Genomic DNA, 20,295 nt, shown 5'->3' with positions numbered 1-20,295 from the left:
AAGATACAATTTTAATTCAAAAAATCTTCAGAAAATCAAAACAGAATTAAAATCCAATTAGAAATCAAAAAACTGGGTTAACATAGTGTAGGAATTGTCATATTTAAACAACATAACTCCTTCTTAATTAGTTTGTTGATGGTACAACGTGAGTCCTGCAATGGGTGTTTCGGCAATAATACCAACGGTACAATCCTTACTAGCAGCTACTTGGCGTAGAATATCAGAGTAGTAAAAGGCTACAGAGCCTGTAAAATGAATTTTATATTGACTAACTTCTGGATATTTAAGTAGGTATTTCTCAAAGAAATCAGTAAATGCGTCGAACAATAAGCGATATACAAATGGGTGCTGGCGATTGTCAAACAAAAACTTTGAAAACGAGGCAAAATAACGATTTGGAAAAGGCTTATGATAGGCATTATCCAGAATCTCCAAACGGTCTTTGGCGCCATATCTTTTCTCAAACTTGTCACGCAGGTCCATAGGCAGATCCTTGTGCAGATATGCGAGTACCAATTGTTTGCCCAGATGCCCACCGCTACCTTCATCGCCAAGCCAGAAGCCTAATGGAGGAACTTGATGTGCAATTTGCTCTCCATCATAAAAACATGAATTAGACCCCGTACCCAGAATACACACAATACCACTGTGATGCCCAGCTAAGGCTCTTGCTGCTCCCAACATATCGTTGTGAACATGAATGCTGTCACAATCAGGAAAAACAGTTTTGAAGGCGTCAATTAAGACCTGAGACTTTTCAAGATTGGTAATACCAGTGCCGTAATAATAAATTTGTGTTATGGATTCTTGAACTTTAGGTAAAAGTTGAAGTTTTAGTTCCTCAGCAATAGAGGTGCTATCTTGATAATATGGATTGAATCCAATAGTTTTGACTTGCTGAATGCTGGCATCGGATGCCACAAGACGCCAATCTGTTTTGCTAGACCCACTGTCTGCGATTAGAATCATAGTTTTTTAGTTTATTTTGAAGTGAAAATCAACTTCCATACAACCTTTTCTAGTAAAAAATAGTCATAATAAATGCAGACTAAGTAAGTTGACCAACTACAGTAAACTTCTCGAAGACGGCGTCATTGTGTGGAGCATCAGCCAGTTCAGAGGTTAGGTCTTGGCCAGCCCAATGCTCGTAGTGCTTACCATTTTTCCAAAGACGAGATTTGCCAACATCATAAATGACTCCTTTGTAGGCAATCCAAATTTCTTCACGGTCTTGGCCGTTGCGTAAAGCGAGTTGTGATTTGGTAAAGGTTGGTAGCATAATACAGTAAATGTCGAAGAATTTTGGGTGCAAAAATTCATTATCTCTTTGTTGAATTCAACTAATTTTATCTATTTTTATCAAAAAAATTAAAAATTTTAATTGTTATGAAAAAAATATTGACCCTATTGCCTTTAATTGTATTAATCTCTGGAGTACTTTTGGGTTGCAAAGGTACAGAGGCTGAACCTACTGTAGAAGCAAAATTAACACGTATTTGGACTGCAAAAGTTGTAAAAGAAGGTTCGGATATTGTTTATGATAAAACGGCTTCAAGTAATAAAATCCCTGGTTATGCCAATTACAAACTAGACCTTACCAGCAAAACAGCTGCTAAATTAACGGAAAAAGACGGAGTGACATTTACAGGAACATGGTCTATTTCAACAGATAACACAACTTTGACTATTTCTGGCTTGACAAGCTCGTCGGGCGTTCCTACTGGTACAAATGGTACATTGACTTACAAAATCGTAGGTACACCAACTACCTCAGCTGTAACACTCGAAACTGCAACAGCATATATTAAGGCAAGTAATACAATTGCAAATTATCAATTGACCAATCCTTAAATCAAACTCAATACATATCATTGAGCCGTTCGACTAGTTTGAACGGCTTTTTTTTTGATATAGTACAAAATTGCTCGGCACTAAAAGACTGATTAACTTTGCAGTATGGAAACAAGAACTGAATTGAGTACAATTGGCGAATTCGGATTAATTAAAAGAATCGCCGAAAAATTTCCGATAGTGCAATCTGGCTCTATCAAAGGTATTGGAGACGACGCCGCTGTAGTAGACACAGAGGGCAAAAAATTATTGATTTCAACGGATTTGTTGATGGAGGGTGTTCATTTTGACTTGGCTTACACTCCTTTGCGACATTTGGGTTATAAGGCAGTAGCCGTAAATGTTTCGGATATTGCTGCCATGAATGGGATTCCTAATCAGATAACCGTAAGCTTGGGTTTGAGCAATCGTTTTTCAGTAGAAGCCATTGAAGAATTATACGAAGGAATCAAAATTGCTTGCGAAGAATACAATATCGATTTGATTGGCGGAGATACTTCTTCTTCAAGAGGCGGCTTGGCTATCTCTATTACTGTTCTTGGCACTGCGGATGAGCATCAAATCGTGTACCGTAATACTGCCCAAAAAGGGGATATTGTTTGTGTAACAGGTGACCTTGGCGCTGCATTCATGGGCTTACAGGTATTGGAAAGAGAAAAGCAGGTTTTCATGGCAAATCCCGATATGCAACCAGAGTTGAGCGATAAAGATTATGTTGTAGAACGCCAACTGAAGCCTACTGCTCGTATGGATGTGATTCACGAATTGAGGGCTTTAGATGTAATTCCTACTGCAATGATTGATGTGTCGGATGGTTTAGCTGCCGAGTTACTTCATATCTGTAAAAATTCTGGTATTGGAGGGGTGATTTTTGAAGATAAAATGCCAATCGATGACCAAACATACTTGACTGGCACAGAATTGAATTTCAGCCCAATGACAGCCGCCTTGAATGGGGGAGAAGACTACGAATTATTATTTACAGTAAGTCAAGAAGATTATCAGAAAATCGAGCAGGTAAGTGAAATCACGCCAATAGGTTATATCACTAACGAAGTAGAAGGCGCGCATATCATGATGAAATCAGGTAATTTGGTGAAATTAACTTCTCCTGGTTACGAACATTTCTAATAATTTCAACGGACCCTTTGAATAACCAATCATTCCTAGCCATGTTATTGCAGATAAATGTTACAGAATTAGGTTCTTTCCTCAAATACGGAGTAACAGGTTTAAGTGCTATTGCATTTATTCTTTCCTACTTCTTGTTATTTAGAGAAAGTAGTCGCCCAAAACCCAGACCTGAAATTATCAAGACAATTCGCTTGTTTATGTGGGTTACAGTTATACTTGGTGTGGTATCAGGGGTATCTTCTATCTTGAAACCTGATACCGCTGAGGATACAACTGTGGTGTCTAAGCCTAAAAAGACAAGTCCGAAGAAAATCGTTTCACATAATTCATTGACATCATCGAACGATGAATATACGGTAGAGATTTTTTATGAAAATCCTAAAAAGGCTTTAGCAGAAGATTTGGCGGATGTATTGAAAGATAAAACATCCTACGAGGTGAAAGTGTCGGCATTGTCAACTACTAAAAAAAGCTCTCTCAAAATAACTAGTTGTCAGATTCGACATGAGTTACAGGAATCAAAAATTGCGGGAAAACTCAAAAGTATCGCTGAGAATGTTTTACAAGACGATGGTGTAGAATTTAAGCTGAAACAAATAACATCAAGCTCTCCTAATTATGTGAGTATGTTTGTTTGTAAGTAAAAATAAACATGAGTCATCCCGAATTTTAAGATTAGGGTTATTCTCCAAATTTTCATCAAAAAAGCGGTCGAAAAATAGTTTTCGACCGCTTTTTTGATGCTACTACACTAGATTTTATTCAGCTCAAGACGCAATCATTGCGTCTCTACTACTAGAATACAAATTTTAACATAATCACTCATCCGCTCAATCTCTAAATTAGAGATGACTCATGTTTATGGCAAATTATCTACTTTTTACAAATATTGCGTAAACAGTTTTTTTAAAGCAGATTCTTCCTGATATCCAATCGCACGCATTTTTTGTGTACTATCTTTGAAGATTAAAAACGTTGGAATTTCGTCAATATGATATTTTGTTAAAATAGCACGATTGGCATCGGCATCGACTTTTACGATTAATACCTTTCCTTTGTATTCTTCAGAAAGCTTTTCTACGGCTGGCATCATTTTGATACAAGGACCACACCATGGCGCAAAAAAATCTAAAATTACTATCGAATGCTGCGCCAATATTGCTTCTAGTTCTGCATCAGTGATAGCTTTTACATCCTTGGTAGCACTGATACCTTCCACTGGTTTCATTTTGGTAGTCCATTTCAAATATCCACCTTGTAAGTCATATACTTGCGAAAAACCGCTTTTACGAAGCGCTTCTGTAGCAGCGGCACTTCGTCCTCCTGATAAGCAATAGACAAAGACAGGTTTAGTTTTGTCGAGAGTTTTGATTTTTTCCTGAAAATCAGCTCCACGATAATCAATGTTGGTTGCTTTGGGTAAATGCCCCCCTCCATATTCGCCTGAAGTACGTACATCAATTAATTGAGCTCCAGTAGATTCAGAATATTTTTTTTCAAAATCCTCTACAGACAAAACTTGTGCATTGGAAAAACTATAAAATCCCAAATAAACGATTGAAAATAATATAATTTTAGAAATAATATTTTTCATTTTTTTGTGCATTGACATTAATAGATTATGAAACAATTGGAAAAGTACAAGGAATCTTGAAAAAACACTTATTTTTGTGAGAAAATTATTCCTTTTTACTGGGTTGATAGAGGAAAATTTGACGAACTTACAGTCAAATTCATTTAGAGATACATCTCAAGAATCATTTCCCCTAAATTCACAAGTTTTTAACCAAAAACAAAAATTACAAAAGATGAGTGCTATTCAGTATGTTCATGCTAGACAAATCTTGGATTCACGTGGTAATCCAACAGTAGAAGTAGATATTCGCACAGAAGCTGGTGCTTTTGGTCGTGCAGCTGTTCCATCAGGTGCATCTACAGGTATTCACGAAGCTGTTGAGTTACGCGATGAAGATAAATCAGTTTATGTTGGAAAAGGTGTATTGAAAGCCGTAGAAAACGTAAATGAGGCTATTGCTGCGGAAATTCTAGGCATTGAAGTAACAGAGCAAAACCTTATTGACAAATTGATGATTGAACTCGACGGAACTGCTAACAAAGGCAAGTTGGGTGCAAACGCAATCTTGGGTGTATCTTTGGCAGTAGCTAAAGCAGCAGCACAAGAGTCTGGTTTATCTCTTTATCGTTATGTAGGTGGTACAAACGCAAATACTTTGCCAGTACCAATGATGAACATCTTGAACGGTGGTTCACACGCTGATAACTCAATCGACTTCCAAGAGTTTATGGTAATGCCTGCAAAAGCTGAGTCTTTCTCTCACGCTTTGCGTATGGGTACTGAAGTTTTCCACGCTTTGAAAGGTGTATTGAAATCTAAAGGTTATTCTACAAACGTAGGTGACGAAGGTGGTTTTGCTCCAAACATCAAATCAAACGAGGAGGCTATCGAAATCGTATTGCAATCAATCGAAAAAGCTGGCTACAAACCAGGTGAAGAAATCTTCATCGCAATGGATGCTGCTTCTTCTGAATTCTATAACGAAGAAACTGGTCTTTATACATTCAAAAAGTCTGATGGCAAGCAATTGAACAACATGGAAATGGCTGCTTACTGGAAAACTTGGGTTGACAAATATCCAATCATCTCTATCGAAGACGGTATGGCTGAAGATGACTGGGCTGGTTGGGCTGAGCAAACTAGATTAATTGGTAGCAAATGCCAGTTAGTAGGTGATGACTTATTTGTAACTAACGTAAAACGTTTGCAAATGGGTATCGAGCAAGGTGTAGCTAACGCTGTATTGGTGAAAGTAAACCAAATCGGTTCTTTGACTGAAACTATCGATACAATCAACTTGGCTAAACGTAACTCATACAAAAACATCATGTCTCACCGTTCTGGTGAAACTGAAGATGCTACAATTGCTGACTTGGCAGTAGCATTGAACACAGGTCAAATCAAAACTGGTTCGGCTTCTCGTTCTGACCGTATGGCTAAATACAACCAATTGCTTCGTATCGAGGAAGAATTAGGCGCTAACGCTTACTTCCCAGGTTTGAAATTCTAATTGGAAAAACCATATTTACAAAAAGACTGGCAAAGCAATTTGCTGGTCTTTTTTTTTACCTCAACAAAGTTAGCTCTATCGTCGACTTCTTAAGTTTTTAGGTCGTAGCCTGATAGTAGCCTGCCAACAAGCGTAATTTCTCTGATTCGGTTTACTGATAGCCAAATAAATATGATAATTTTACATGATTGAATAATCTATATAATCCTATGATACGTTTGTTGTTCACAAAATACCGATTTTACACATTAAGCTTTCTCGCTTTGACAGGGTGGATGCTAGTTTTTGACGATAATGATATTTGGACACAGTTCAAAAGACGAGGAGAATTGGGTCGTTTGGAAGATGAAAAAATTTATTATCAAGAAAAACTCAAGGATGTTCAGCGTGAGCGTGAAGAGGTGTTGGGTAATCCAAAGTTGATAGAGAAATACGCTAGAGAAAAATATTTAATGAAAAAACCTAAAGAAGAAATATACATCTTAGTAGATGATGAAAATCAGCCTGTTGAGAAGTAATATATCTCTGAAACAAAACGGAGTAGAATCACAACCCCTCAATATTATTACCCTTTTTGAACTATATGATTAAAGTCCTGTTTGTTTGTACTGGAAATATTTGTCGTTCGCCGATTGCGGAGGAAACATTCAGACGTGCTGTAAAAAACAGAAATTTACAAAGAGTAATCCAATGCGATTCAGCGGCTACGCATAGCTATCACATTGGCGAATTGCCTGATCATCGCACTCGTAAAAATGCTAGTAGTCATGACATCGAATTACTTCATCGTTGTCGTAAACTGACTGGAGAAGATTTCTCCGTATTTGATTATATCGTTGGTATGGATGACTACAACATGGACAACATTCAGTCTATCTCATACCGAGCTACAGGGATGCATCAACCTGACGATATTTGCTTTATGTACCGTCGTTTCGATCCAGAGGTTGCTATTCCGAACAGAGATTTTCTAATAGATTCCTCTGAATATAAAATTCCAGAAGTTCCAGATCCCTATTATGGACAAAATGAAGATTTTGAAAATGTCTATCAAATTGTGAGTCGTTGTGCGGAGGAGTTTTTAGACTTTTTGGTTAGAACACATGGATTGCAATAAGTTATTGGAATATAGAAAAATTGAGACGTTTCATGTAATGTCTAAAAACCGAAATTTATGGTGAAGCAACTCTGTCTTTTATTCGTAGGTTTATGCCTTGCTACTCATACTCATGCACAAGCATGGAAGGATTCGGTGGAAGTTTTTCGTGAAAAATATAAAAAAGCGTTTCTAGAAGAAGCCAATAGTCCTCTCAAAGCAGATGATTTACAGTATCTCCAGTTTTACCAGCCCGACTCACTTTACCAAGTCGAAGGGCGTTTTTCCAAAATAAGTGATGGGACTATATTCAAGTTTCCTACTTCTAATGGAAAAATTAAGGAATACATCAAATATGGAGAAGTAAGTTTTGCTATTAACGGTAAAGCTTTAAAGCTGAATATCTACCGTAGTTTGGCCCTAATGCAAATACCAAAGTATCGAGATTACTTGTTTGTGCCTTTAAAAGATCAAACTTCTGGTAAGGAAACCTATGGTGCTGGGCGGTATTTAGATGTAAGCATAAAGGATATTAAGGAGGGAAAAATAGCGTTGGATTTCAATAAACTTTACAATCCTTATTGTGCTTTTAGTGAAGGATATAGCTGCCCGATTCCTCCTAAGGAAAATCATCTGTCTATTCGAATAGAAGCAGGCGAAAAATTGTTTTTAAAAGAAAAGAGCAATAATCACTAATTCCAGTGAGCAATGATAGGGTAGTTGAGTGTAAGTCGAAGACTATTTTCCCTAAAAAGGATTAACTTGCATAAAAATCCCTTTTGAAGGTCGTACTTCACAAAGTTCGACTTGAATAAATAATAATAACCAATTAACCAAAAAATTACGTGAACAAGAAGGTCGTATTAATGATTTTGGATGGCTGGGGTATCGGTACTAAGCCAGAAGTATCGGCGATTGAAGCCGCTAAAACGCCATTCATGGATTCTTTATATACAAAGTATCCACATTCTAAATTGGAAGCCTCAGGTTTGGCTGTAGGTTTGCCAGCTGGTCAGATGGGTAACTCAGAGGTAGGTCACATGAACTTGGGTGCAGGTCGTGTAGTTTACCAAAACTTAGTAAGAATTAATAAAGCAGTTGACGAAGGTACATTGGCTCAAGAGCCAGTATTGGCAGAGGCTTTTGAATATGCAAAATCAAATGGTAAGAAAGTACACTTAATCGGTTTGGTGTCAAACGGTGGTGTTCACTCTCATATCAATCACCTAAAGGCGCTTTGTACTGCGGCTAACACAGCTGGAGTAGCAGAGACCTATATTCATGCTTTCACAGATGGTCGTGATACTGACCCGAAATCGGGTATAGCTTTCTTGACTGAGTTGCAAGCGCATATTGCTACTACAGGTACAAAAATCGCATCGGTAACAGGACGTTATTATGCAATGGACCGCGACAACCGTTGGGAGCGTGTGAAGTTGGCGTATGATGCCATGGTAAAAGGTACTGGTGAAAAAGTAGCGGCTTCTGGTTTAATTGATGCTATTGCCGCTTCGTATGAGGCTGGTGTAACAGATGAGTTCATCAAGCCAATTATCATAGAAGAAAATGGCGCTCCTGTGGCAACTATTGCTGAAGGAGACGTGGTACTTTGTTTCAATTTCCGTACTGACCGTGGTCGTGAAATTACGCAAGCCCTGACGCAACGTGATTTCCCTGAGCAAGATATGCAAAAACTATCTTTGTACTACTTGACAATGACTGAATACGATAAGTCATTTGAAGGTGTAAAAGTAGTGTTTGACGATAGCAATATTCCAATGACATTGGGTGAGGTATTGCAAAATGCAGGCAAAAAACAAATCCGTATGGCGGAGACAGAAAAGTATCCACACGTTACTTTCTTCTTCTCTGGCGGTCGCGAAGAGCCTTTCGTAGGACAAACTAATATCTTACGTGCTTCTCCAAAGGTAGCAACTTATGATTTAGCTCCTGAGATGTCTGCTCTTGAATTACGTGATGCTTTGATTCCTGAATTGGAAAAAGAAGAGGTAGACTTCGTATGTTTGAACTTTGCGAACCCTGACATGGTAGGTCATACTGGCGTTTTCTCAGCAGTAGTTAAAGCTGTCGAAACTGTAGATCAATGTGCTCAAGCGGTTGTAGAAGCTGGTTTGAAACATGGCTACTCTTTTATCATTATTGCTGACCACGGTAACGCAGACTTCATGATTAACGAAGATGGTTCGCCAAACACAGCGCACTCAACTAACTTGGTGCCATGTATTTTGGTAGATAACGAATACAGCAATCCAATCAAAGATGGTAAATTGGGCGATATTGCTCCAACCATTTTGGAGTTGATTGGCGTAGCTCAACCAAAAGAAATGACAGGAGTAAGCTTGTTGTAATTTCTTGAAAATATATTGTCAAATCCCCGTGTAGATAAGATTTACACGGGGATTTGTTATTTATGGGAAATCTATATCCTTATAAATATCTTCTTCTTAAACAGCCAATGTAGTATCAGCCAATAGATCAATAACATTAATCCTCCATGAATTAAGGTCTGGTACGAATCTCCTAGAATACTGGCGTAATTTTCACCTAGATGAATCTTCAGTGATTTTGAGATATAAACGCCTAAGGCATCAGCAATACAATAGGCTGCTATAGAGTTCATTCCAATAACCTTTAAAAAATAGGCATCTGTAGATTGCTTCATATCGATGACCCAATAAAAAAATGCCAATAGCAAAAAGCACCAACCACCACTAAAAACTACCCAAGTAGGTGTCCAGATACGTTTTACGTTTGGACATACTCCCAAAGCATCTAATACTAATCCCAAGATTATACCCGATATTCCCAAGATTAAAAAACGCTTCAACTTTTCTTGAGATGAGCTACTCGACAGAAAGATATTACCAGCCAATAAACCCAATATCATCGTTCCCAAGGTTGGAATAAAGTTTAAGGTCGCATAACCACCTCCATTAAATAAGAATGGTTTTTCTCTTGGAAAAAGATTAAGAAACCAACGGTCAAAAGCCCATGCCAAATTGGTATTCTTATTCCAATGGGCAGCAAATCCAGATAGGTTATATTCCCAATCTTTCGTAACACCCGCATCGGTATAATTGAAGTTGGCGTCAGGTAAGGGATAGAGCGCAAACGCTAACCAATATCCTATCAGAATAGTAATGAGTGCTACTATTTGTACTTTCTGTGAACGAAAAGCAAGTATAAATAAAAAGGTGTATCCCAAGCCAATTTGACTAAGGGTATCTTCAAAGGTGAAATACGTTTGTGTTTTGTATTGGGAACGCAAAAAGATACCAAGAGCAATTAAGATGAGTGAGCGTTTGATGGTATGCCAAAGCGCTTGACTAAAAGAGCCTCCTTTGCTGAGTCGGTTTGCTACAGAATATGGCAATACCACACCAACAAGAAATGAAAAAGAAGGCTGGATCAAATCATGTAAAGCACAACCAACCCATTCGACATGGTCTTGGTGATGTCCCAGAAAAGCCCAGAAAGAGCTATTAGGAAGTGCTTTTGAAACGTCGCCGAAATGTAGTACTTCGGCCATCATGAGTAGCATGACAAATCCACGGTAGATGTCCGCAGAGGCAAGTCGATTTTGAGATGTCATTTGTTTAGGGATTATCTCTCAATATACCTAAATGCCAAGATATTTCTGATAGGTAATATGCTGAATCGTTAGTGCAAATACGAAGAAATTTTATTGGTGCCAAATCTTTTATGGTTGTAATAATTCAGACAAAGAATTATTACCTGAGAAGAAGGAACGACATAAAAGGCTTTTGTGTTAATTTTGTATCATGAAAAACATTCTAGCTAGTTTATTTTTAATGCTTTCTGTAATGGCTTGTAATCAGCAAGTAGAGCAAAGCAGTCTTAAATATTTTGACTTAAAAGGTACTTTCGAATCGCAAATCAAAGAGCTTTCACAACGCAAACCTGCTGTTCAAAAATCAGTAAAGGTAGGCGCTACTGCCGATACACAAACAAAGGTGATTCAGGATTGGGAGAAAGAATTAGACTTTTTTATTCAAGCAGATTTAAACAAGCCTGCTTTTGTGAATAGTTATCAAGTTACACAAAATGACTCTTTGGTGACCTATACGCTCAAGCCTACTGAAACACAATTGGTGAAGCAAATAAAGTTGATTCTGATAAATGGGAAGCTTCAACAAGTATATGCTTTGTTGTCGGATGAAAATTATTTGTACAAAACCCGAAAGGAAATTAAAGCAGATTTTGAGCAAAATCAATTGAAACATTATGAAATAGATGGATTTCAACAATTAGTTTTTGGTGAGAAGAAAGCTTACCAAATCAAAGCAACTATTCAGTAAAATCCAATCTTCAATTTTTCTAGTATGTTACAAAAGTTTTGGCTTAAGCTAGCTTTGATTATCACAGTTCCATTACTGGCACTAAGTCTAATGGCTTATATGGTCGATTCGGGATTACGAAAATCAGACCATACTGTATTAGCCGATTGGAATGCGCTTTTCAATGCCAAAATCAATGCTGATTTGTTGGTATTGGGTTCTTCACGAGCAGCTTTTCATATTTCTCCTTATATTCTGGATACCACTTTACACCTCAATTCATATAATTTGGGTATGTCTGCATGGCGATTCGATATGCAATGGACACGTTTTAAATTATATTTAGAACATAATAAAGCACCCAAATACATTGTGCATAATGTGGATTTGTATGGTTTTGCTAAACGTAAAAATCTAGTAGATTATCAACAGTTTTTGCCCTATCTCAACGAGCCACTTTTACTCAATAATCTAACAGGCATAAAAGGAGAGTTTAATGGTTTTCAGAAATACATGCCTATGTATAAGTATGCCAACGATTGGGACTTAGCTTGGGAAGGTTTTAAGTGTTATACAGGCTCTAAAAATGTAGCACATACCAACAAATACAAAGGCTTCCAAGGAAATGATATTCCTTGGGATAATCAGTTTGAGAAGTTTAAGAAAAAATATCCTAAGGGCATCAATTATATCATCGAAAAGGATGTAAAGGCAAGTTTTGAAGAATACCTACAGTTTTGTCAGAAGAAGGGGATAAAAGTTATTCTGGTATATGCCCCAGAATACTATGAAGTACAGCCTTTTTACAAAAACAAAAAAGCATTTAATGCACTTTGTCAGAATGCTGTCAATAAATACGGTTGTGTTTTCTTAGATTACACCAACGATTCTTTATGTTTTGAGAAAAAATGGTTTTACAATTCTCAACATCTCAATAAAAAAGGAGCAGAGGTTTTTTCTGCAAAGCTAGCAGAAGATTTGAGGGAGATAGGAGTGGGAAGATAAAGCGCAATCTGAATAAGCATAAATTATCTCAGATTTAGTGAGTTGCGTTTGAGGGCATGAGTGATTTTTATAAAATTTGCATTCTAGCAGTAGAGATAACACTTTACCTCTGAAACGGAGTCAGAGATAACATAGTGGTATTAAAAAAGCGGTTGAAAATTGTTTTTCAACCGCTTTTTTAATGAAGTTTACAGAATCATCTTGGTTTTAAAATTCGGGATGACTCATATTTTTTGGGATGTTACTATTTTCTCTGCAAACAAGCCATATAAAAACCATCGTATCCATCCTCAGCAGGAGAAGTACGACGTTCTTCTAATAATTCCCATTGTTCGCCTTGTTCTGCTAAGAAACGACGTACATGGTCTTCACTTTCAGAAGGTAATAAACTACATGTAGCAAAAACCATTTTTCCACCCTTTTTCAACATAGACGAATATTGCGTCAAGATAGTATATTGAATCGTGCGGAGGTTCTCGATAAATTCTGGAGTGAGTTTCCATTTAGCATCTGGGTTACGACGAATCACACCTAAGCCCGAACATGGAACATCGAGCAACAAACGGTCTGCACTTTCCTGTAAACGCTTGATTGTTTTAGGCTCGATCAAACGTGTTTCAAGATTCATGGCACCAGCACGACGGGCACGTTTTTGTAGTTCTTGAAGTTTACGCTCTTCTACATCCATCGCAATAATACGCCCTTTGTTTTCCATTAAAGCTGCGATATGCAAGGTTTTACCACCTGCTCCAGCGCATGCGTCAATCACACGCATACCAGCTTTTACGTCCAACATAGGTGCTACCAATTGTGAGGCAGCATCTTGTACTTCAAAAAAACCATCCTTAAACATAGATGTTTTGAATACACTTGGGCGACCTTCAAGGATAAGTCCATCGGGTAATTCATTGTTGTAATCTGCATTAATATCCTCATCACCCAACAAATCTGCTACATGTTCACGATTTGACTTAAGAGAATTAACACGTAAAATAACAGGCGCTTGCTGATTTAGTGCGTGAATCTCTTTATTCCATTTCTCAGTGCCTAGTTCTGCTTCACCAAGGGCATCTAACCAATCCGGAACAGATTCGATTATTTTACGAATATTTTTTGCTTCTTCGTAGCGACTAAAAATACGGTTAGTATTTACTTTCGAAAACTCAACCCAATCAGGTAATCTGAAGAGTGCCTCATCAGAATTAGCATGTTTGGCTTTGAGCAATTGCCAAGCCCCAAATGCTTGCCAGAAGTGATATTTATTTAGTGATTCTGGTGCTTCAATCACAAAATGGAGCATACGCCACCAGCGAACGATTTCGTAAGTATTTTCGGCAATGAACCCACGGTCACGGCTTCCCCATTTACGGTTTGATTTTAGTACATATTCTATAGCACGGTCTGCTTGACGTTTATTCAAAAAGATTTCTTGTAAAGTCCCAACAACGGCATCTGCCAAAGGGCGATGTATTCTCATGTGATTGTATTTTTGTATGAAACCACAAAGTTCCGAATTTTTTAGGAGTTTGGAAAGGATAAAGAATCATAGAGTGTATATTTCATTCATTATCAATTCTCAAGAAAACCTTACGTTTTGATTCTATAATCACAAATCTTCCTGCTACCTTTGTAGCCCGATTCGCTAAATGCTTATCCCTTACCACGTAATCCTGTTAACCGATTACACAATCTCGTAAAAAATTTATGTTTTTAGATAAAATCAAATCAAAAGAGTCTGGTATCTTATTGTATGGAATTACGCCTCCCAAAGCGCAGGTTGGTCCAGAAAAAGTAGTAGAAATTGCTGAAAAGACGTTAGCTCGATTACATAATCTTGATATTGATGCCTTGGTGGTATATGATGTACAGGATGAGTCGGCTCGTACAAGCGAAGAGCGCCCATTTCCATTTATTAGTGCTCATGACCCTTTTGAGTTTGCCAAAAATCATTTATCCTCTCTACAAGTACCCAAAATCATTTATCGCCCAGCAGGGAAATTTACCAAAGAAGAATTAAATGTTTGGCTGAGTGATGTAGTAGCTCATGGTTTTTCACCTGTGTTTGTAGGAGTGCCTTCTCCAGATTTTGTACCTGTTACCAGTTTACCAGAAGCTTATAGTGTTTGGAGACAATATCAAGACCAATCGGTCATTGGTGCCGTAACGATTCCTGAACGTCATGCGGTATTGAAGGATGAAGACCAACGTATTTTAGATAAAGTATCGTCGGGCGTAAGCTATTTTATATCACAATGTGTATTTAATGTAGATTATGCCAAAGCGATGTTAGATGCTTTGGTTCAAGCGTGCGAAGCAAAAAACCAAGAGATTCCAACAATTATATTTACATTGACTGCTTGTGGCTCGGTAAAAACACTCCATTTTATGGAATGGCTCGGCATACATATTCCCGAGGAACTAAAAGAAGAATTTAAGACTTCAGAAAATATATTAGATAGATCAGTAGAAGTATGTATTACGATTGCTGAAGAACTCATTAAATACGGTGTTCAGCTAGGAGTACCAGTAGGTTTTAATATTGAAAGTGTAGCAATTCGTAAAGAAGAAATCGAAGCATCAATTGCTATGGTAAACCAAATAGGAGAGATGCTAAAAGCGGAAGGTTTACGTAAATAATAGTTGATGCCAACAGTAGAGACGTAATATTTTACGTCTCAAGCCAAGTCAGATCAAAAAAGCGGTCGAAAAACAATTTCCGACCGCTTTTTTGATGAAATAGTAAGAATATTTTAATACTAAAATCTATGATGCTATATCTTTAGACGCAATGCTTTGCATCTCTATAGATAACATAGTCACTAATTCACTCAACCACTAAATCACTCAATTAAATTCTGGTTTTACGCACCAAAAAGGTCACTCGACAAATATCTGTCGCCACGGTCACAGATAATACATACAATTACGCCTGATTCAAGTTCTTGTGCCAAGCGTACTGCTGCTGAAGCTGCGCCACCGCTACTCATTCCTCCAAAAACACCTTCCACTTTTGCTAAAGTATTGGCCATCGCACGAGCTTCATCTTCTGAAATATCCATCACACGGTCTACACGACTTGGGTCATAAATTTTAGGGAGATACTCTTCAGGCCAACGACGTATGCCCGGGATTTTTGAGCCTTCTGTAGGTTGACAGCCCACAATTTGGATAGCAGGATTTACTTCCTTCAAAAATTTAGAAGTACCCATAATCGTACCAGTCGTCCCCATTGAGCTTACAAAATGCGTTACAGTTTGGTTGGTATCACGCCAGATTTCAGGACCAGTACTGTGATAATGCGCCATGTAATTGTCTGGGTTGGCAAATTGATTCAACATCAAAAAGCCTCCTTTAGCTACCTGTGCTTCTGCATAGTCGCGAGAACCTTCGATACCCTCTGATGCTGGTGTAAGTGTGACCTTCGCCCCAAATGCTTCCATCGTCAATACTCGCTCACGAGTAGAGTTTTCGGGCATTACCAACTCTATGTCAATGTCAAAAAGACGAGCAATCATTGCTAGTGCAATACCAGTGTTACCAGAAGTAGCTTCGATGAGTTTAATACCCGGTGTGATTTCTCCTCTTTCCAAAGCACCTTTAATCATACCATAAGCCGCACGGTCTTTGACAGATCCTCCGGGATTGTTTCCTTCTAATTTTCCTAAGATTTTTACATTAGGATTAGGATTAATACGGTTCAGTTCAACCAGCGGGGTGTTTCCCAGCAAATCCAAAAGTGTTGCCATAATTTGTATTTTATATGAGCCAATTGCTAGGTGATTCTAATATGCTAGGATAAGCAAAACTATTAGAGTAGCAATTTGAATAGTTTCTAAGTACTTGACAGAAAGGTTATTTTAAAAGACAAGAAGAGTTTCTGTATGTCTACAGCTCGTAGCCTATATGCTTAATTCAATATCTTTACTTGTTCTTGATGGTAAATTTTTGTTTGTGGAGGTACGCTTCTGGTGAGCCATACATTACCCCCAATAATCGAATGAGCACCTACGACTGTTTCACCACCTAAGATAGTCGCTCCCGAATAAATCACAACATGGTCTTCGATTGTCGGATGGCGTTTGAGCGATGCCATTTCTTTACTGACAGACAGTGCTCCTAAAGTGACGCCTTGATACAATTTGACGTGTTTTCCGATAGTTGTTGTTTCGCCAACCACCACACCAGTGCCATGATCTATCATAAAATATTCGTCGATATCAGCGCCAGGGTGAATGTCAATCCCTGTTTTAGAATGCGCGTACTCTGTTAAAATACGAGGAAGCATAGGCACATTCATTTCGTAAAGTGCATGCGCCAAACGATAAAAAGCAATTGCATAAAAGCCTGGATAAGCTCTAATTACTTCGTATTCACTTTGAGCGGCTGGATCACCTAGCAAAGTAGCCTGAATATCTGTTAGTAGAACCCGATAAATTTCTGGAAGATTTTGAATGTAGTTAGACGCCAAAATACGAGCATCTTCGTCAAGATGCTTTTGCATAGAGCGCAATAAACGTGTAAGTCGTAGCTCAATTTGGTCAAAAGCTTCTTGAAGTTCATCCAAACAACCATAATGTCTTTGGGTTTGCTCTGGGAAAAGCGTGAGCATTATATCGGTAAACAACTCTTTGACCGCCGACGTAGAAGGGAAGGTATTGGATTTTGTATGTTTTTGGCTTAATGCCTCTAAAAAGTCTTTTGGTAACATGTAAGCTGAACGTTTGGTAAACGTCTATTAATCATTGAGAAATTATGAGACAAAATTAGGTAATTGCACCTAGACTAACGAATATCCTACTAATAAACTTGGTTATTGCTTTACTGCCTTAGGACATTCTAAGAATAAATCCATTAGATGGAATAGTAAAATGTGTCAGGTCATTCAAATATCAATGTTATTTTAACGATAATAATGCCAAATAGATTCGTATTTTTGTGAAATAATCTCAAGAAGATAAGTTCCTAAATCTTCGATTGACAAATAAACGCTTGTTATAAAAAGCTTCCTAATAATTGGCTAGTATAGGATGAGTTTGTTGTTGAAATACAGCTAGTTACTGGGGTGGGAATCATTTTTAGAAACGCTCCAATAGCTATATGTTTAAATTAGCTACTTTATTGTTGTTGCCAAATTATATTTTGTGTTTTTGTCAAAAAGCAAGGAAAAATTATTAATTTTGACTACTATCTGATTGAAAAATTAGGTATGGTACGTTTTTAACAAGAAAAAATTTCACTATGTCAAGTTTAGCTACTCAAAAAGGTGTATTGCATGGAGATGCAGTGCAAGAACTCTTCGAAGTTGCCAAAAAACATCAATTTGCATTACCAGCTGTTAACGTAACAGGTACAGACACTGTTAATGGTGTATTAGAAGCTGCAAAAGCTGTTAATTCTCCTGTAATCATCCAGTTCTCAAACGGTGGTGCTCAGTTCTATGCTGGTAAATCTTTACCAAATGGCAAACAAGAAGCATCTATTGCTGGTGCAATCTCTGGAGCTCATCACGTACACCAATTGGCCGAAGCGTATGGCGTGCAAGTAATCTTACACACAGACCACTGTGCAAAAAAATTGTTGCCTTGGTTAGACGGTCTTTTGGATGCAGGTGAAAAATTCTATGCACAATATGGTAAGCCACTTTTCTCTTCACACATGATTGACCTTTCTGAAGAGCCTTTGCACGAAAACATCGAAATCTGTGCAAAATATCTTGAAAGAATGGCTAAGTTAGGTATGACTCTTGAAATTGAGTTGGGCGTAACTGGTGGCGAAGAAGATGGCGTTGACAACTCAGACGTTGATTCATCTAAATTATATACTCAACCTTCTGAAGTAGCTTATGCTTACGAAGAATTGAGCAAAATTTCTCACCGTTTCACTATTGCTGCTGCATTTGGTAACGTACATGGTGTATATAAGCCAGGTAACGTGAAATTATCTCCAGTAATCTTACACAACTCTCAAGAGTTTATCAAAGAGAAATACGGTTTGGAAGCTGAGAAGCCAATCAACTTTGTATTCCACGGTGGTTCTGGTTCTTCTCGTGAAGAAATCCGTGAAGCAATCTCTTACGGTGCTATCAAAATGAATATCGATACAGACTTGCAATGGGCATTCTGGGAAGGTATCTTGAACTTCTACAAAGAGAAAGAAGGATACTTGCAAGGACAAATTGGTAACCCAACAGGTGAAGATTCTCCAAACAAAAAATACTATGACCCACGTGTATGGTTGCGTAAAGGAGAAGAAACTTTCGTTAGCCGCTTGAAATTGGCATTCGAAGATCTTAACTCTGTAGATGTTAACAAGTACTTGTAGTCATACAATATAACATAAGTTCGAAGCCGTTCAATAGGATTTATTGAACGGCTTTTGTTTTATCAATTAATGCAATCAATTTTGTTACCTACTAAACATACCGAAATACTATAGAAATTAAGAATTATGACCATTTTAATCGTAGAGGATGAAGCTATTGTAGGAATGGACCTCGCTGCCAGACTTGATGCCGAAGGATATGATGTACTAGAGGTAGCTGATAACGGAAAAGACGCATTAGCTTTATTTAAAGCCAATGAAGTGGATTTGGTTTTACTCGATATTCAATTAAAAGGTAGTTGGGATGGCATTGTTACGGCACAACATTTGAAACAAATTAAGTTAGTTCCCTTTATCTACTTGTCGGGCCAGACAGATGATGAAACCCTAGAGAGAGCCAAAGAAACCTCTCCCTCTGCTTATTTGACCAAACCCATTAGCAATGTCGCTTTGCGAATTTCAATAGATTTAGCTATTCATAATTTTGCTAAAGCAAAAGATGAGACTTCAAATGTGAAGGCTTTGAATATAGTCACGAAAGAGCCTAATGCGACACGTGAGTCGATTTTACAAATCGATAATTTCATCTTTATCAAACAAAGCTATCAGTTTAATAAAGTCAAACTGAGTGAAATTTTGTACCTAGAATCAGACAACAACTATGTACATATTATTACAAGTTCAAAGAAATACACCTTACGTTTGACTTTAAATGGTGTTTTAGAACGTATAAATTTCGACAAACTAGTTCGCACGCATCGCTCGTTTGCTATCAATATCGATCAAATAGAGTCTTTTAACGACCATGAAATCATCATGGGAAAACATACGATTCCTTTAGGTCGAAATTACAAAGACGACTTTATGCGTTATTTTGATTTTCTCTAAAATTATTTTTTCTTCTCGACTAGCGATGCAGTCACTTCGTTGAGCACTCGGATTTTTTCCTGAAAATCTCCTTGTATTGATTTTCGTATTTCACGAAGATTATCTAGCAAGTTTTGAATATTATCAGGGATAATGTCATCCAAAAACTCTCGAATGCGCTTGGCCATAGTTGGAGATTTTCCATTAGTAGAAATAGCAATTTTCAAATCTCCTTTTTGAACAATAGAGCCAAGATAGAAATCACACAAATGCGGGGTATCAGCCACATTACATAAGATTCTTCTTTGTTTCGTGATCATCTTTATATTGGCGTGTAGCTGTGGATTGTCGGTTGCTAGAATTACCAAATCCTTGTCGTCTAGGTCTTGTTCTTGAAATTCTCTTTCAATAATTTGAACCTGTTCAAAATTGTGGATATACTCCCTCAAGCTATCCAATATCATAGGCGCCACAACGGTGATGCGGGCTTCGGGGCTATTTTGTAACATAGCCGAAATCTTTTCAAGGCCAACATTGCCGCCGCCAACCAACAGTACGTCGAGCGTATTAAGTTTTAAGAAAATAGGAAATAAGTCGTTTTGTGTCATAATTT

At 37.7% G+C, this 20,295-nt stretch carries 21 protein-coding genes; 13 read left to right on the top strand and 8 right to left on the bottom strand.

Going from position 1 to position 20,295, the window contains the following annotated elements; translation table 11 throughout:
• Positions 1 to 123 precede the first annotated feature (123 nt).
• Complete coding sequence (locus tag QM481_RS12010; protein ID WP_166549714.1) at positions 124 to 972, bottom strand: acetate and sugar kinases/Hsc70/actin family protein; 849 nt, start codon at positions 970 to 972, stop codon at positions 124 to 126.
• Positions 973 to 1,051: 79 nt separating this feature from the next.
• Entirely contained in the window at positions 1,052 to 1,282 is a 231-nt protein-coding gene (locus tag QM481_RS12005; protein ID WP_166549715.1) for a cytochrome b5 domain-containing protein, read from the bottom strand.
• A 107-nt stretch (positions 1,283 to 1,389) separates the two neighbouring features.
• Here QM481_RS12005 and QM481_RS12000 point away from each other — a divergent pair, with 107 nt between their 5' ends.
• The 3 genes from QM481_RS12000 to QM481_RS11990 all read left to right on the top strand — a co-directional run bounded on the left by QM481_RS12000 (position 1,390) and on the right by QM481_RS11990 (position 3,632).
• On the top strand, positions 1,390 to 1,854 hold the full coding sequence (locus tag QM481_RS12000) for a hypothetical protein (RefSeq protein WP_283381962.1): 465 nt from the start codon (positions 1,390 to 1,392) through the stop codon (positions 1,852 to 1,854).
• 105 nt (positions 1,855 to 1,959) lie between these two features.
• Positions 1,960 to 2,985: a thiamine-phosphate kinase gene (thiL, locus tag QM481_RS11995; protein WP_166549717.1), complete on the top strand. Its 1,026-nt coding sequence runs from the start codon at positions 1,960 to 1,962 to the stop codon at positions 2,983 to 2,985.
• Between the two features lie 41 nt (positions 2,986 to 3,026).
• Positions 3,027 to 3,632 carry a hypothetical protein gene (locus QM481_RS11990; RefSeq protein WP_283381961.1) on the top strand — a complete coding sequence of 202 codons (606 nt, stop codon included), beginning with the start codon at positions 3,027 to 3,029 and terminating at the stop codon, positions 3,630 to 3,632.
• A 236-nt stretch (positions 3,633 to 3,868) separates the two neighbouring features.
• On the opposite strand, the gene QM481_RS11985 is transcribed toward QM481_RS11990, so the two are convergent.
• Positions 3,869 to 4,582: a thioredoxin domain-containing protein gene (locus QM481_RS11985; protein WP_283381960.1), complete on the bottom strand. Its 714-nt coding sequence runs from the start codon at positions 4,580 to 4,582 to the stop codon at positions 3,869 to 3,871.
• A 214-nt stretch (positions 4,583 to 4,796) separates the two neighbouring features.
• Here QM481_RS11985 and eno point away from each other — a divergent pair, with 214 nt between their 5' ends.
• The 5 genes from eno (at position 4,797) to gpmI (ending at position 9,539) form a co-directional block, all read left to right on the top strand.
• The gene (eno, locus tag QM481_RS11980) at positions 4,797 to 6,074 is read left to right on the top strand and encodes a phosphopyruvate hydratase (protein ID WP_283381959.1); all 1,278 of its coding nucleotides are present in this window, start codon (positions 4,797 to 4,799) and stop codon (positions 6,072 to 6,074) included.
• A gap of 209 nt (positions 6,075 to 6,283) precedes the next feature.
• The gene (locus QM481_RS11975; RefSeq protein WP_166549721.1) at positions 6,284 to 6,592 is read left to right on the top strand and encodes an FtsB family cell division protein; all 309 of its coding nucleotides are present in this window, start codon (positions 6,284 to 6,286) and stop codon (positions 6,590 to 6,592) included.
• Between the two features lie 65 nt (positions 6,593 to 6,657).
• Positions 6,658 to 7,191, top strand: coding sequence for a low molecular weight protein-tyrosine-phosphatase (locus tag QM481_RS11970; protein WP_283381958.1), 534 nt, complete (start codon positions 6,658 to 6,660; stop codon positions 7,189 to 7,191).
• 57 nt (positions 7,192 to 7,248) lie between these two features.
• The gene (locus QM481_RS11965; RefSeq protein WP_283381957.1) at positions 7,249 to 7,866 is read left to right on the top strand and encodes a DUF1684 domain-containing protein; all 618 of its coding nucleotides are present in this window, start codon (positions 7,249 to 7,251) and stop codon (positions 7,864 to 7,866) included.
• A 149-nt stretch (positions 7,867 to 8,015) separates the two neighbouring features.
• Complete coding sequence (gpmI, locus tag QM481_RS11960; RefSeq protein WP_283381956.1) at positions 8,016 to 9,539, top strand: 2,3-bisphosphoglycerate-independent phosphoglycerate mutase; 1,524 nt, start codon at positions 8,016 to 8,018, stop codon at positions 9,537 to 9,539.
• A gap of 71 nt (positions 9,540 to 9,610) precedes the next feature.
• Here gpmI and QM481_RS11955 read toward each other — a convergent pair whose 3' ends face one another.
• Positions 9,611 to 10,783 (bottom strand): acyltransferase family protein, encoded by a 1,173-nt coding sequence (locus QM481_RS11955; protein ID WP_283381955.1) that lies wholly within the window; start codon positions 10,781 to 10,783, stop codon positions 9,611 to 9,613.
• Between the two features lie 190 nt (positions 10,784 to 10,973).
• Between QM481_RS11955 and QM481_RS11950 the strand changes: the two genes are divergently transcribed.
• Positions 10,974 to 11,510: a hypothetical protein gene (locus QM481_RS11950; protein WP_283381954.1), complete on the top strand. Its 537-nt coding sequence runs from the start codon at positions 10,974 to 10,976 to the stop codon at positions 11,508 to 11,510.
• A gap of 24 nt (positions 11,511 to 11,534) precedes the next feature.
• Positions 11,535 to 12,494, top strand: a complete 960-nt coding sequence (locus tag QM481_RS11945; protein ID WP_283381953.1) for an SGNH/GDSL hydrolase family protein — start codon at positions 11,535 to 11,537, stop codon at positions 12,492 to 12,494.
• A gap of 244 nt (positions 12,495 to 12,738) precedes the next feature.
• On the opposite strand, the gene QM481_RS11940 is transcribed toward QM481_RS11945, so the two are convergent.
• A complete protein-coding gene (locus QM481_RS11940; protein WP_166549727.1) occupies positions 12,739 to 13,971 on the bottom strand; it encodes an RsmB/NOP family class I SAM-dependent RNA methyltransferase in 1,233 nt (410 codons plus the stop codon).
• 227 nt (positions 13,972 to 14,198) lie between these two features.
• On the opposite strand from QM481_RS11940, the gene QM481_RS11935 reads away from it, so the two are divergent.
• A complete protein-coding gene (locus QM481_RS11935) occupies positions 14,199 to 15,131 on the top strand; it encodes a methylenetetrahydrofolate reductase (RefSeq protein ID WP_283381952.1) in 933 nt (310 codons plus the stop codon).
• Positions 15,132 to 15,355: 224 nt separating this feature from the next.
• Here the strand turns inward: QM481_RS11935 and cysM are convergent, their stop codons facing one another.
• Together cysM and QM481_RS11925 are read right to left on the bottom strand one after the other, a co-directional pair.
• The gene (gene cysM, locus QM481_RS11930) at positions 15,356 to 16,240 is read right to left on the bottom strand and encodes a cysteine synthase CysM (RefSeq protein ID WP_283381951.1); all 885 of its coding nucleotides are present in this window, start codon (positions 16,238 to 16,240) and stop codon (positions 15,356 to 15,358) included.
• A gap of 161 nt (positions 16,241 to 16,401) precedes the next feature.
• Positions 16,402 to 17,202: a serine O-acetyltransferase gene (locus QM481_RS11925; RefSeq protein WP_166549730.1), complete on the bottom strand. Its 801-nt coding sequence runs from the start codon at positions 17,200 to 17,202 to the stop codon at positions 16,402 to 16,404.
• Between the two features lie 530 nt (positions 17,203 to 17,732).
• Between QM481_RS11925 and fbaA the strand changes: the two genes are divergently transcribed.
• On the top strand, positions 17,733 to 18,815 hold the full coding sequence (gene fbaA, locus QM481_RS11920) for a class II fructose-bisphosphate aldolase (protein WP_095160713.1): 1,083 nt from the start codon (positions 17,733 to 17,735) through the stop codon (positions 18,813 to 18,815).
• A 126-nt stretch (positions 18,816 to 18,941) separates the two neighbouring features.
• A complete protein-coding gene (locus QM481_RS11915) occupies positions 18,942 to 19,703 on the top strand; it encodes a LytR/AlgR family response regulator transcription factor (RefSeq protein ID WP_283381950.1) in 762 nt (253 codons plus the stop codon).
• A 2-nt stretch (positions 19,704 to 19,705) separates the two neighbouring features.
• Here QM481_RS11915 and QM481_RS11910 read toward each other — a convergent pair whose 3' ends face one another.
• A complete protein-coding gene (locus QM481_RS11910) occupies positions 19,706 to 20,290 on the bottom strand; it encodes a precorrin-2 dehydrogenase/sirohydrochlorin ferrochelatase family protein (protein WP_283381949.1) in 585 nt (194 codons plus the stop codon).
• Positions 20,291 to 20,295 lie beyond the last annotated feature (5 nt).

Source organism: Flectobacillus rivi (assembly GCF_030056655.1).
GTDB classification, from domain to species: Bacteria; Bacteroidota; Bacteroidia; order Cytophagales; family Spirosomataceae; genus Flectobacillus; species Flectobacillus rivi.
Note: the sequence above shows the minus strand (reverse complement) of the source record. Positions and strands in the feature narration are given on the sequence as shown.